Origin of the sequence: Kribbella sp. NPDC004536 (assembly GCF_042873835.1) — a bacterium.
GTDB lineage: Bacteria > Actinomycetota > Actinomycetes > Propionibacteriales > Kribbellaceae > Kribbella.
Window position 1 is genome coordinate 192573 of the sequence record NZ_JBIALY010000005.1, and the last position, 12575, is coordinate 205147.

Genomic DNA, 12575 nt, shown 5'->3' on the forward strand with positions numbered 1-12575 from the left:
CTCTCACACAGTGTCAGACCGTAGACAATCCGCATGTTGACAGCACGAGAGGCCGCGGAGCAGATCCGTACCGGCCGCACAACGTCTCGAGAACTCACCGAAGGCCTGCTGGCACGAATCGCCGCTGACACGAAGGTCAACGCAGTCGTCGAAGTACGACGCGATCACGCCCTCGCAGCAGCAGCCCGCGCCGACGCCGCAGTCGCCCTGGCCGCCAGCGCAGGCAAGGGCGGCACGGGCGGCACGAGCGGCACGGGCGGACCGAGTGGCGGGGGCGGCGCGGGTGGCGGGGGCGGCGCGGCTGGTGGGAGTGGCGCGGGGGGTGGTGGGTGGTTTGGGGTGTTGCATGGGGTGCCGGTGACTGTCAAAGAGTGTTTCGATGTTGCTGGGATGCGTACGACCTGGGGGAATCCGGCGTTTGCGGGGTTCGTTGCGCGGCGCGATGCGGTGGTGGTGGAGCGGTTGGAGCGGGCCGGGGCGATCGTTGTCGGCAAGACGAATGTCCACACGATGCTCGCCGACTTCGGGCAGACCACGAACGAGGTCTACGGCCGGACCAACAACCCGGCCGACGTGACCCGTACGCCCGGCGGCTCGTCCGGTGGTGCGGCGGCCGCGCTTGCGGCAGGGCTCACGTATCTCGAGTACGGCTCCGACCTGGTCGGATCGATCCGCCTGCCCGCGGCCTACTGCGGGGTCTACGGACTGAAGCCCACCAACGGACTCGTCCCGCAACGCGGCTTCCAGCTCCCAGGTACGCCGTACGTCCCCAGCGAACTGCCCAACCTGTCGACGATCGGACCACTCGCGCGCTCGGCCGCGGACCTCCGCCTCGCACTGCACGCAACCGCCGGCCCCGACGCGCCGTACTCGTACACCGCCCGCCCACCGAGGCACCGGCAGCTGAGCGACTACCGCGTAGGAATCGTCACCGACCACCCGGCCGCACCGGTGACCGCCGACGTCGGCGATGCGCTCTCCAACACGATCGACCAGCTGGCGAAGAGCGGTGCGAGGATTGTTGACAATTGGCCGGACCGCGTCGACCCGAACGAACAGGCCGCGGAGTTCGGGCGCCAGGTCGAACTCTTCTTCGCCCTGCACGGCGGCGGCGAACCGACCGCGTTGACCGTCGACCAGCTGCTCACCACCGAACGGAACCGGCTGGCGGCCAGGGCGAGGTGGCAGCAGTACTTCGACGACGTCGACGTGTTCCTCTGCCCGACCAGCTTCACCGTCGCGTTCCCCCACGGGTCGACGACGATCGACGGACGACCGTACGAAGCGCAGGTCTTCTGGATCGCGCACGCCTCGCTCACCGGGCTGCCCGCGCTGAGCATGCCGATCGGCCACACACCGGCCGGGCTCCCGACGGCCGCGCAGGTCATCGGCCCGTGGCACGAGGACGACACCGCGATCACCTTCGCCGAACTCCTGCAGCAGCTGGTTGACTGACAGACATGTTCGCGATCGGTGAGTTCGCCCGCCACGGCCGGGTGTCGATTCGGATGCTGCGGCACTACGACGCGATCGGCCTGCTGCGACCGGCGTACGTCGACCCCGCGACCGGGTACCGCAGCTACACCGCGGCCCAGCTCGCCGACCTGAACCGAATCGTCGCGCTGAAGGACCTCGGCTTCTCCCTCGACCAAGTCAACACGATGATTGTCGACAATCCGACGCCGGCCGAACTCCGCGCGATGCTCACCCTGCGCCGCGCGCAACTCGAGACCACCGTTGCCGAGAGCAACGCCCGGCTGGCGCAGGTCGAGGCCCGGCTGCGCGGCCTGGAGGCCGAGATCCCGGCCGCGGACATCGTCGTGAAGGAACTACCCGCGGTACGGCTGATCGGCCTGACCTCGACCGCCGCGAGCTTCACGCCGGACGACATCTCGCCGGTCGTGCACCCGCTCTGCGCGGAACTCGGCCGCCGGCTGCCGGACGCCGACGTACGTCCGGCCGGCCGGCTCACCTGCTTGTACGAACAGACCGACGAGATCGTCGTACGAGCAACCGTCCCCGCGGCGTTCGATGCCGGAGGCAACATCAACGGCCTCGAGATCTTCGACCTGCCGCCAATACCGGCGGCAACCGTGGTCCATCGCGGCCCGATCGACCAGGTCCTCGCCTCCTGGCAGGCGCTCGCCCGCTGGCTCGAGGACAACGACCGGCGGGCTGCCGAACCGGCCCGCGAGCTCTACCTCGACACGCCGGAAGACCCGGCCGGCTGGGTCACCGAACTGCAGCAGCCGTTCACAACCGCTTGAACGACAGCGTCTCCCCGCGCGCCCCGCCCATCCACAGGTCCTGACAGGCCGCCGCGAACTCGTCGAGGTTCTCCGTCACGGCTCCGAACACGTTGCCCGGTATCCAGCCCTGGTCGCCGTTGATCAGCAGGTTGTTCCGCCCGTAGAACACGGCCAGGTCGACGATCGCACCGGTCGTCCCGGTGCCGGTCGTGTTCTCGTACCCGTACGCCGGATTCCCGAGATCGTCGGAGTCGAACGAGAACCAGCACAGATCCCCCGGGATCGGCGTGACCGTCGTGTTCTCCTTCCCCGGATCGGAAGCGAACCCGGGCAGCAGCGTGTAGAAGATCTCGTTCCGCGCGTACTTCCCGTGGAACACCGGCGCCGACAGCGGCAACGCGTCCCACACCGCCGCACACGTCCGCGGCGCGACGTCGTCGAGGAGCTTCGCGACGCAGGTCACGCCGCGCTTGTCCAGGCTGACGGTGATGTGCTTCATCGTGCCTCCAGGGTCGGGGTGCGGCGATGCCAGTCGGTCGCGGCCTGGTACGCCTGGCCGACCCGCAGCGTCAGGTCGTCGGCATGCCGCTTCCCGACGATCTGCAATCCGACCGGCAGACCGGCCGAGGTGAACCCGCACGGCACACTCAGCGCCGGCTGCTGGGTCAGGTTGAACGGATACGTGTACGGCGTCCAGCTGGTCCAGTCCGGCGACGCCGAACCGTCCGGTACGTCCTGCCCGACCGGGAACGCCGTGATCGGCAGCGTCGGCGTGACCAGTACGTCGTACTGCTCGTGGAACCGCCCCATCAGCGTCCCGAGCTCCATCCGGACCGCCGTCGCGTCGAGGAAGTCCGACGCCGTGTACGCGGCACCCAGCTCGGCGACCCGCCGCAGGCCGGGATCAACCCGATCGTCAACGGTGTAAGCGGAAAGTACCTTCGCGGCGCCCGACCACCAGAGCACGTTGAACGCGTCGATCGGGTCGGTGAACCCGGGATCGGTCTCGGTCACCTCGGCGCCGAGGCCGGCCAGGACGCCGACCGCGGAACGTACGAGCGCCTCGACCTCGGGATCGTTGTCGACGAAACCGAGATCGGGCGAGAACGCGACCCGCAGTCCGGCGATCCCGTCGTCCAGACCGGCCAGGAACGACCGGGCCGGTGTCGGCATCGCCGACCAGTCCCGCGGGTCGTAACCAGTCACGATGTCGAGCAGCGCCGCGGCGTCGCGTACGGTCCGCGTCATCGGCCCCGCATGCGACAGTGTTCCGAAGGCGCTCGGCGGGAACAGCGGGATCAGCCCGTACGTCGGCTTCAGCGCGACCGTACCGGTGAACGCCGCCGGGATCCGGACCGAGCCGCCGCCGTCCGTACCGAGCGACCACACGCCCATCCCGAGCCCGACCGCGGTCGCGGACCCGCCGCTCGAACCACCCGAGGTCTTCGTCGGATCCCATGGATTGCCGGTTGCGCCGTAGGTGAACGAGTCGGTGACGCCCTTCCACGAGTACTCCGGCGTGGTCGTCTTGCCGAGGATGACCGCACCGGTCTCGCGCAGGCGTGCGACCGACGGCGCGTCCTCGTCCCACGGCCCGGCCGGGTCGATCATGGTGCTGCCGCGCAGTGTCGGCCAGCCTTTCGTCCACAACGCGTCCTTGATCGACGTCGGTACGCCGTCGCCGGGTCCGAGCGGCGTACCCGCGTGCCAGCGGGCCTCGGACTCCTTCGCCGCGGCGATCGCACCTTCCGCGTCGACCAGGACGAACGCGTTGACCTGGTCGTCGTACCGCTCGATCGCGTCCAGCGCGTCCCGGGTCGCCTCGACCGGGGACAACGCACCGGTCCGGTAGCCCTCGATCAACTCGGTTGCCTGCGTCATCGATCTCCTGTCGGGATGTAGCCGAGTTTCTTGTCGACAACGTTCAGCAGTGTTTCGCCGGCGAGCCAGCGCCGCGCGTTGTCCGCGAACTGTGCGGCCAATGTGTCGCGCCAACCGATCACGTCGCCGGACATGTGCGCGGTGACCGTCACGTTCGGCGCGTTCCAGAGCGGGTGGTCCGGCGGCAGCGGTTCGCAGTCGAACACGTCGAGGGTGGCCGCGATCCGTCCGCCGGCAACGGCGTCGACCAGTGCAATTTCGTCGACAATCGGACCACGCGCAACGTTCACGAGATGTGTACCCGGACGCATCGCGGCCAGTACGCCCGCGTCGACCAGGCCGCGGGTCGCCGGAGTCAACGGCGCCGCGAGTACGACATGGTCGGCCCAGCCGACCTCGGCCCGAAGATTGCTACTGGCAACAACTTCGCCGAAGTCCGGGTCGTCCCCTCGCGCGACCCGGCCGGCGCCCCGCACCCGCAACCCGGCGGCACGCAGCAGCCGGGCGGTCTCTCGGCCGATCGCCCCGGTCCCGACCACGAGCGCGTTCGCGCCCAGGATGCTCCGGGTCTCGCGGTGCTGCCACCGCTGCTCGCGCTGCAGGCCGAAGCTGCGCAGGCTGTCCTTCGCGTGCGCGATGACCGCGCCGAGGACGTACTCCGCGATCGGGCGGTCGAACACTCCGTGTGCGTTGGTAACGACGACGGCCGAGTCGCGCAGCTCGTCGAACAGCAGGGTGTCGACACCGGCCGCGGTCACGTGGACCCACTCGAGCGCCCCGGCCACTGCCCACACGTCCCGGACCGCGGTCGAGAAGAAGTCCCAGAGCAGCAACGCCCGCGCTCCCTGAACCGCTGCGCTCAACCCGTCCGCGGCGCAGTACCGGAACTCGAGCGGCAGCTCCCCGAGACCCGGCGGGCGGTCCGTCGCCCGCTCGCAGAGCACCGCGACCACGGGCTTCTCGGCGGGGGCTGGCACAGGTTCGAGGCTAGGAACCCGCTGGTAGGATTGTCAACAATCCGCTCATAGCCGCACACTGACTCGCATGAGCACGCGTCCCCTCACGCACCCGCTGCCGGCCGCGGTGCCTCCCCTGCTGCAGACCGGCATCGGCGTCGTCGCGCCGTACGACTTCGCGCTCGACCGCGAGCTGTGGCGCTGGGTCCCCGACGACGTCACGCTGCACGTCACCCGGACGCCGTACGCCCCGCTGGCCGCGACCGTCGAGATGGCGGTGCACGTCTCGGACCCGGAGCTGATCGCTCGCACCACGTACAACGTGCTCGCCGTCGCTCCGCTGGCGGTCGCCTACGCGTGCACGTTCGGCAGCTTCGTCGGCGGCCTGACCGGTGAACTCGCGCTCGTCGACGCGATGGTCGGCGCGGGTGCCCCGGCCGCGGTGACCACGAGCGGCGCGCTGCTGCTCGCACTCCGGCGGCTCGGGATCAACCGGATCGCGACGGTCACGCCGTACACGAACGACCTGACCGCGGGCCTGACCGCATTCCTGGCGCAGGCCGATATCGAGGTGGTGGCAACGGCAGGGCTCGGGTTGATCGCGCAGATCTGGGCGGTCCCGTACGAGACCACCGTCGAGCTCGTCCGCAGCGTCGACAGTGACGCCGTCGAGGCGATCTTCATCAGCTGCACGAACCTGCCGACCTACGACGTGATCGCCGGCCTGGAGGCGACCCTGGGCAAGCCGGTCCTGACGGCGAACCAGGTGACCATGTGGGCCGTCCTGGAACTCGCCGGCCATACCGGCATCGGACCGGGCCAACACCTGCTGGAGGAGAGGTGACCATGGTGTCCGACCTGCTCGAGCAGGCGGTCGAACCGGACGAGTACGCCGGGCGGCTGACCCGCGTCCGCGCCGTCCTGGCCGAACGAGGCCTCGGCGCGCTGGTGGTCAGCGATCCCGCGAACCTCTTCTACCTGACCGGCTACGACGCGTGGTCGTTCTACACACCGCAGTGCCTGCTCGTTCCGGCCGACGGCGAGGCGCACCTGTTCGCGCGGGCGATGGACGCAGCCGGGGCGTCGTACACCTGCAACCTGCGCGCCGAGCAGATCCATGGCTATCCCGAGCGCTTGGTGCACCGGCCCGACGTACATCCGTACGACTGGATCGCGAGCGTCTGCGACGACCTGGTCCCGGCCGGCGCCGACGTCGCGGTCGAGGCCGACGCGCACTACTTCACGCCACGCGGTTACCTTGCCCTCGGCAACGGGTTGCCCGGGCGCCGGCTGGTCGACTCGGGCGAGCTGGTGAACTGGGTCCGGCTGGTCAAGTCCGAGCACGAACTGCGCCAGCTGCGGATCGCCGGCGGGATCGCCGAGCAGGCGATGCGGATCGCCCTCGACCAGCTCCGGCCGGGCCGCCGGCAGTGCGACCTGGTCGCCGAGATCCTCGCCGCGCAGGCCACCGGTACGCCCGAACACGGCGGCGACTACCCCGCGATCGTGCCGATGCTGCCGACCGGCAACGCCGCCGGTACGCCGCATCTGACCTGGACCGACCGCCCGTTCGCCGCCGGTGAGGCGACCACGGTCGAACTGGCCGGTGTGTTCGGCCGGTACCACGCTCCGCATGCCCGCACCGTGATGCTCGGCGACCCGCCGCGGCGGCTGCGCGAGACCGCGAAGATCGTTGCCGACGGCATGAGTGCCGCGCTGTCGGCAATCCGGCCGGGCGTCACCGGCGGCGCGGTGCATGCCGCGTTCAACGACGTGATCGCCGCCCACGGTCTGGTGAAGGAATCGCGGATCGGGTACTCGATCGGGATCGGGTACCCGCCGGACTGGGGCGAACGCACCGTCAGCCTGCGCCCCGAGGAGACCACCGTGCTGGCCGCGGGGATGGCGTTCCACGTCATCCTCGGGATGTGGATGGACGGCTGGGGGTACGAGCTGTCCGAGCCGGTGGTGGTCACCGCCGGCGGTGTGGAACGACTGACCGGTCTGTCCCACGAACTGACGATCAGGAGGTAAACCCTTGTCAGCACTCCCGTACGCCGCACGCGCCGCCGGGCTGGTGGGTTCGGTGATCGACTCGAGTACGTCGTTGCTGCACAAGCAGACCCACGACATCGTCCGGTTCGCGATGGGATCGCCCGCGGCCGAGGCCGTACCGTCGCAGATCCTGTCCGCGATCGCGGCCGAACAGCTGGGCCGCCCGGACGCGTACGACTACGCCGCCACCGAGGGCGATCCGCCGCTGCACGCGGCGCTGCTGGAGATGCTGCGCGGCACCAGCGACGAGACGACCGCCGACCGCCTGACGATCACGGCCGGCGGCATGCAGGGCCTCGACCTGTTCTGCAAGATCTTCGTCGACCCGGGCGACCTGGTCGTCGTCGAGTCGCCGACGTACACGAACGGCAGCGCGACTGCGCTCTCGTACGGCGCGGAACTGCTCGAGGTGCCGGTCGACGACGACGGGATGATTGTCGACGAACTGCCACGCCTGCTCGCCGGACGCCGGCCGAAGGCGATCTACACGATCCCGACGTTCCAGAACCCTTCGGGCGCGACGCTCTCGCTCGAACGGCGGCACCGCCTGCTGGAGCTGGCCCGTTCCTGGGGCTCGATGGTGATCGACGACGACCCGTACGGTCTGCTCCGGTTCGCCGGCGATCCACTGCCGACCTTGCGGGAACTGGGCGCGGGCGATCCGCTGGTCTTCTCCGTACGGACGTTCTCGAAGATCGTCGCGCCGGGGCTGCGCGTCGGCTGGGTGGATGCGGATCCGGAGCTGCAGCAGTTGCTGATCAACGCCAAGCAGGCGATGGACACGTGTACGAATCTGCCTGCGCAGCGGCTGCTTGCCGGATTCCTGAGCGGCGGCCACCTGGAGCAGCACCTGATCACGCAGCGAGCCGAGTACAAGCGCCGCAAGGAGGCGATGCACGCGGCACTGACAGAGCACTTCGGCGGCATCGCACGCTGGACCGATCCGGACGGTGGCTTCTTCCTCTGGGTCACGCTGGAGAACGGCATCGACGCCGAGAAGCTGTTCGAGGTCGCGCTCGCCGAAGGCGTCGCGTTCATCCCCGGAACGGCCTTCTCCCCCAGCGGGCGGTTCGGCGGCGCCTTCCGTGTCTGCTTCGCGTCGACCACCCCCGACCGGATCCACGAAGGCGTCGCCCGCCTGCGCCGCGCGGCGGACAAGCTGTAACCCTTAGCATTGTCGACAATCCACCGATTCGGCGGAGATCCAGTCAGGAGGTCCGATGGTCACGGTAGGGCTGCTGTATCCCGGTCACAGCGCCGAGGACGACTATCCCGCGCTCGAGGCGAGGCTGAACGGCGCGGTCAGGTTGCCGGTCGTGATCACCTCGGTGGGCGAGGACGCGCACCGGGTGGACGCGCTCCTCGACCTGGGCCGGGCGGAGCGGCTTGCCGAGGGCGCGGTGCAGCTGAAGCAGGCGCAACCGGACTCCGTGATGTGGGCGTGTACGTCGGGCAGCTTCGTGTTCGGCCGGGAGGGCGCGAACATCCAGGCGGCCGGGGTCGCGCAGGCGGTCGGCGTACCGGCCTCGTCCACGTCGATCGCGTTCGTGGACGCGTGCAAGTCGCTGGACATCTACCAGGTCGCGGTCGCCGCGTCGTACCCGGAGGACGTCGCGCAGCACTTCGTCCGGTTCCTCGCCGCGGCCGGCATCGAGGTGGTGTCGATGGGCAGCAACGGGATCGTCACCGCGGCCGAGGTGGGCACGCTGACGGCCGACCAGGTGATCGACATGGTGAAGGCCGCCGACCACCCGGACGCCGAGGCGGTACTGGTCCCGGACACCGCGATGCACACGCTCGGGATCATCGAGGACCTGGAACTGGCGACCGGCAAGACCGTACTGACCGCCAACCAGGTGACCGTGTGGAAGGGGCTGGAACTCGTCGGGCCGGTGCCTTCGTTGCCGGACCTCGGCACGTTGTTCTCGACAGGGGAGATCGAGCAGTGACCGGTTACATCGAGCCGCTCGCGCAGCAGTCGACGCCGAGCATCATCGCCGACAAGCTGCGCAGCGCCATCGGCAGCGGCGAACTCAAGCCCGGCGCCCAGCTCAACGAGGCGGCACTCGCCCGCCAGCTCGGCGTCAGCCGCGGACCGCTCCGCGAAGGTATGTCGCGGCTGACGCAGGAGGGTCTGCTGGTCTCGATCCGCAACCGGGGCCTGTTCGTGATCGACATGACGCCCGCCGAGATCCGCGACATGTACTTCACCCGCGAGGCGATCGAATGGGCCGCCGCGTACCTGATCCTCCGCGACGGCGACTTCGAGACGGTCGGGCTGCAACTGCACGCGATCGTCGAGAAGATGAAGGCCGCCGGCAACGACTCGGCCGCGGTCGGCGAACTCGACATCGCGTTCCACGAACTGCTCGTCCGGTCGGCCGGCAGCAAGCGCCTGCTGCGCATGCACCGGACGTCGATCATTGAGACCCGGATGTGCATCCACGCGCTCGAGGAGACGTACGCCACCGAGGACAAGCGCGTGCTCGAACACCATCAGCTCGCGTCGGCGATCCGGCGCGGCGAGGTCGAGCGTACCGAGGAACTGCTGTCCGACCACATGGACGACGCCGTCAAGCGCCTCACCAACCGCTGACGCCTGGTCAGCTGCTGACGGCGATGCCGATGTACTTGGTCTCGAGGAACTCCTCGATGCCGACCGATCCGCCCTCGCGGCCGAGACCGGACTGCTTGACCCCGCCGAACGGGGCGGCCGGGTTCGAGACGACGCCCTGGTTGAGGCCGACCATGCCGGTCTCGATCGACTCGGCGACGCGGAGCGCCCGGCGCAGGTCGTTCGTGAAGACGTAGGCGACCAGTCCGTACTCCGTGTCGTTCGCGGCCCGGACCACCTCGTCCTCAGTCTCGAACGGCGTCAGCGGCGCGACCGGCCCGAAGATCTCCTGGTCCGCCATCGCCGCCTCCCGGGGTACGCCGGTGAGCACCGTCGGCGGGTAGAAGAACCCAGTGTCACGTTCACGGCCCATGGCAACCTCTCCGCCGGTGAGCACCGTCGCGCCGCGGTCGACCGCGTCCGCCACCAGCGAGCGCACCTTCTCCAGCCCCGCCGCGTCGATCAGTGGGCCGACGTTCACGCCCTCCTCCGTACCGCGCCCGACCCGCAGCGCACCCATCCGCTCCGCGAGCCGCCGGCCGAAGTCGTCGATCACCGAACTGTGGACGAAGATCCGGTTCGCCGCCGTACAGGCTTCGCCCATGTTCCGCATCTTCGCGGCGATCGCCCCGGTCACCGCCTCGTCCAGGTCGGCGTCCTCGAACACGATGAACGGCGCGTTCCCGCCGAGCTCGAGCGAGGTCCGCAGCACTTTCTCCGCGCACTGCTCCAGCAGGATCCGCCCGACCTTCGTGGACCCAGTGAACGACAGCTTCCGCGCCAGCCCGGAGCGGATCAGCGGCTCCATCACCCCGCCCGCGTCCATCGCGGTGACGCAGTTGACGGCGCCCGCCGGTAGGCCGGCCTCGGCGAGGATCTCCATCAATGCCAGCATCGACAGCGGCGTCTGGTGCGCCGGCTTGATCACACTGGTGCACCCCGCGGCGATCGCCGGCCCGAGCTTGCGGGTCCCCATCGCCATCGGGAAGTTCCACGGCGTGATCAGCAGGCACGGACCCACCGGCTGCTTGGTGATCAGGAACCGCGCGTTGCCGGCCGGCGCGGTCTGGTACCCGCCGTCGATGCGCAACGCCTCCCCGGAGAAGTGCCGGAAGAACTCTGCCGCGTACGCGATCTCGCCGCGCGCCTCCGCCAGCGGCTTGCCCATCTCCAGCGTCATCAGCAACGCCAGCTCGTCGACCCGCTCCGTCAAGAGCCGGTACGCCGTCATCAGCAGGTCGGACCGTTCCCGTGGCGACGTACGCGCGAAGTCCGCCTGCGCGGCCACCGCGGCGTCGAGGGCCGCGCGACCGTCCGCCGGCGATGCGTCGGCGACCGCGCAGAGCACCGCACCGGTGGACGGATCGACCACGTCGAACGTCGCACCGCCGGTCGCGTCGGTCCATTTGCCGTCGATGAACAACCGCTTCTCGACCGCCCGGACCACGGTGGACTCGTCCATCTGCACCCCTTCACCGGCCTCAACTGCTGAGATACGCTGATTGTCAACAATCCTACAGCTCCGGAGAGAAGAGGGAAGTCCCGTGGCCGAGCTCTCGCAGATCCTCAAACAGGCAACCGGCGTGGTCGCGGCCCGCGGCCAGGGCGTGCAGTTGTTCGACGAGGACGACCGCCGGTACCTGGACTTCACCGCCGGCATCGGCGTCACGTCGACCGGGCACTGCCATCCACGGGTGGTGGCCGCCGCCCAGGAGCAGGTCGGCCGGATCATCCACGCGCAGTACACGACCGTCATGCACCGCCCGCTGCTCACGCTGGTCGACCGGCTCGGCGAGGTACTCCCCCGCCACCTCGACCGGATGTTCTTCGCGAACTCCGGCAGTGAAGCGATCGAAGCGGCCCTCCGGCTCACCCGCCAGGCAACCGGACGGCCGAACGTGATCGTCTTCCACGGCGGCTTCCACGGCCGCACCGTCGCGGCCGCGTCGATGACCACCTCCGGCACCAAGTTCCGCTCCGGGTTCAGCCCGCTGATGGCAGGCGTCCACGTGTCACCGTTCCCGGACCCGGGCCACTTCGGCTGGCCGGTCGAGCAGGCGACCGACTTCGCGCTCAGCCAGCTGGACTACGTACTGCAGACGTTGAGTACGCCGGCCGACACCGCGGCGTTCTTCGTCGAGCCCGTCCTCGGCGAGGGCGGCTATGTCCCTGCGAACGAACGGTTCTTCGCCGGCCTGCGCGAACGTGCCGACGCGCACGGCATCCTGCTGGTCGTCGACGAGGTCCAGACCGGCTTCGGGCGGACCGGCAAGTTCTGGGGCGGCAATCACTTCGGCTCGCACCCGGATGTGCTGGTGACCGCGAAGGGTCTGGCCTCGGGCTTCCCGTTGTCCGCGATCGCCGCGCCGGCGGAGTTGATGGAGAAGGCCTGGCCCGGTTCGCAGGGCGGTACGTACGGCGCGAACGCGGTCGCCTGCGCCGCAGCGCTCGCCACCCTCGACGTGATCCAGGACGAGGGCCTCGTGCAGAACTCGGCCGAGCGCGGCGCCCAACTGAAGCAGGCGCTGCAGTTGGTCGCGGACAAGCACGACCAGATCACTGACGTTCGTGGGCTCGGGCTGATGATCGGCAACGAGTTCCGGGACGCGGACGGCAAGCCCGACGCCGCGACCGCAACCGCCGTACAGCAAGAAGCCGCACGCCGCGGCCTGTTGCTGCTCACGTGTGGTGCGTGGGGTCAGGTCGTACGGTTCATCCCCGCACTGGTCGTCTCCCCCGACGAGGTCGACGAAGCAGCGGGCCTCTGGTCCGACGCCGTATCTAAAGTCCTCGGCTGACAACGCGAACGACCCGCGTTCA

Annotated in this window: 12 protein-coding genes; 8 read left to right on the forward strand and 4 right to left on the reverse strand. The window is 69.6% G+C overall.

Annotation, left to right across the window (positions count from 1 at the left end; translation table 11 throughout):
• The first annotated feature begins 33 nt into the window (after positions 1-33).
• A complete protein-coding gene (locus ACFYRU_RS36850; protein WP_387667873.1) occupies positions 34-1455 on the forward strand; it encodes an amidase family protein in 1422 nt (473 codons plus the stop codon).
• A 5-nt stretch (positions 1456-1460) separates the two neighbouring features.
• Complete coding sequence (locus ACFYRU_RS36855; RefSeq protein ID WP_387667876.1) at positions 1461-2267, forward strand: MerR family transcriptional regulator; 807 nt, start codon at positions 1461-1463, stop codon at positions 2265-2267.
• Here ACFYRU_RS36855 and ACFYRU_RS36860 read toward each other — a convergent pair.
• The 3 genes from ACFYRU_RS36860 to ACFYRU_RS36870 are packed head-to-tail and all read right to left on the reverse strand — an operon-like array spanning position 2254 to position 5107.
• On the reverse strand, positions 2254-2748 hold the full coding sequence (locus ACFYRU_RS36860) for a DUF3830 family protein (RefSeq protein WP_387667878.1): 495 nt from the start codon (positions 2746-2748) through the stop codon (positions 2254-2256). The two genes, ACFYRU_RS36855 and ACFYRU_RS36860, sit on opposite strands and share 14 nt — an antisense overlap.
• The gene (locus tag ACFYRU_RS36865) at positions 2745-4130 is read right to left on the reverse strand and encodes an amidase (RefSeq protein ID WP_387667880.1); all 1386 of its coding nucleotides are present in this window, start codon (positions 4128-4130) and stop codon (positions 2745-2747) included. Before ACFYRU_RS36865 ends, ACFYRU_RS36860 begins: the two co-directional genes overlap by 4 nt.
• Positions 4127-5107, reverse strand: coding sequence for a D-2-hydroxyacid dehydrogenase (locus tag ACFYRU_RS36870; RefSeq protein WP_387667882.1), 981 nt, complete (start codon positions 5105-5107; stop codon positions 4127-4129). Before ACFYRU_RS36870 ends, ACFYRU_RS36865 begins: the two co-directional genes overlap by 4 nt.
• 67 nt (positions 5108-5174) lie before the next feature.
• On the opposite strand from ACFYRU_RS36870, the gene ACFYRU_RS36875 reads away from it, so the two are divergent.
• The 5 genes from ACFYRU_RS36875 to ACFYRU_RS36895 are packed head-to-tail and all read left to right on the forward strand — an operon-like array spanning position 5175 to position 9737.
• Positions 5175-5930 (forward strand): Asp/Glu racemase, encoded by a 756-nt coding sequence (locus ACFYRU_RS36875; protein WP_387667884.1) that lies wholly within the window; start codon positions 5175-5177, stop codon positions 5928-5930.
• Between the two features lie 2 nt (positions 5931-5932).
• On the forward strand, positions 5933-7120 hold the full coding sequence (locus ACFYRU_RS36880) for a M24 family metallopeptidase (protein ID WP_387668510.1): 1188 nt from the start codon (positions 5933-5935) through the stop codon (positions 7118-7120).
• Between the two features lie 4 nt (positions 7121-7124).
• Positions 7125-8306, forward strand: a complete 1182-nt coding sequence (locus ACFYRU_RS36885) for a PLP-dependent aminotransferase family protein (protein WP_387667886.1) — start codon at positions 7125-7127, stop codon at positions 8304-8306.
• A gap of 55 nt (positions 8307-8361) precedes the next feature.
• Positions 8362-9090: a maleate cis-trans isomerase gene (locus ACFYRU_RS36890; protein WP_387667888.1), complete on the forward strand. Its 729-nt coding sequence runs from the start codon at positions 8362-8364 to the stop codon at positions 9088-9090.
• A complete protein-coding gene (locus ACFYRU_RS36895) occupies positions 9087-9737 on the forward strand; it encodes a GntR family transcriptional regulator (RefSeq protein WP_387667891.1) in 651 nt (216 codons plus the stop codon). The genes ACFYRU_RS36890 and ACFYRU_RS36895 overlap by 4 nt, the downstream gene beginning before the upstream one ends.
• Positions 9738-9744: 7 nt before the next feature.
• Here ACFYRU_RS36895 and ACFYRU_RS36900 read toward each other — a convergent pair whose 3' ends face one another.
• The gene (locus ACFYRU_RS36900; protein WP_387667893.1) at positions 9745-11217 is read right to left on the reverse strand and encodes an NAD-dependent succinate-semialdehyde dehydrogenase; all 1473 of its coding nucleotides are present in this window, start codon (positions 11215-11217) and stop codon (positions 9745-9747) included.
• An 82-nt stretch (positions 11218-11299) separates the two neighbouring features.
• Between ACFYRU_RS36900 and ACFYRU_RS36905 the strand changes: the two genes are divergently transcribed.
• Positions 11300-12553, forward strand: coding sequence for an aspartate aminotransferase family protein (locus ACFYRU_RS36905; RefSeq protein WP_387667895.1), 1254 nt, complete (start codon positions 11300-11302; stop codon positions 12551-12553).
• Positions 12554-12575: the final 22 nt, after the last annotated feature.

Coding starts and splice junctions, on each gene's coding strand:
- ACFYRU_RS36850 (WP_387667873.1), top strand. CDS start 34: ATGTTGACAGCACGAGAGGCCGCGGAGCAGATCCGTACCGGCCGCACA.
- ACFYRU_RS36855 (WP_387667876.1), top strand. CDS start 1,461: ATGTTCGCGATCGGTGAGTTCGCCCGCCACGGCCGGGTGTCGATTCGG.
- ACFYRU_RS36860 (WP_387667878.1), bottom strand. CDS start 2,748: ATGAAGCACATCACCGTCAGCCTGGACAAGCGCGGCGTGACCTGCGTC.
- ACFYRU_RS36865 (WP_387667880.1), bottom strand. CDS start 4,130: ATGACGCAGGCAACCGAGTTGATCGAGGGCTACCGGACCGGTGCGTTG.
- ACFYRU_RS36875 (WP_387667884.1), top strand. CDS start 5,175: ATGAGCACGCGTCCCCTCACGCACCCGCTGCCGGCCGCGGTGCCTCCC.
- ACFYRU_RS36880 (WP_387668510.1), top strand. CDS start 5,933: ATGGTGTCCGACCTGCTCGAGCAGGCGGTCGAACCGGACGAGTACGCC.
- ACFYRU_RS36890 (WP_387667888.1), top strand. CDS start 8,362: ATGGTCACGGTAGGGCTGCTGTATCCCGGTCACAGCGCCGAGGACGAC.
- ACFYRU_RS36900 (WP_387667893.1), bottom strand. CDS start 11,217: ATGGACGAGTCCACCGTGGTCCGGGCGGTCGAGAAGCGGTTGTTCATC.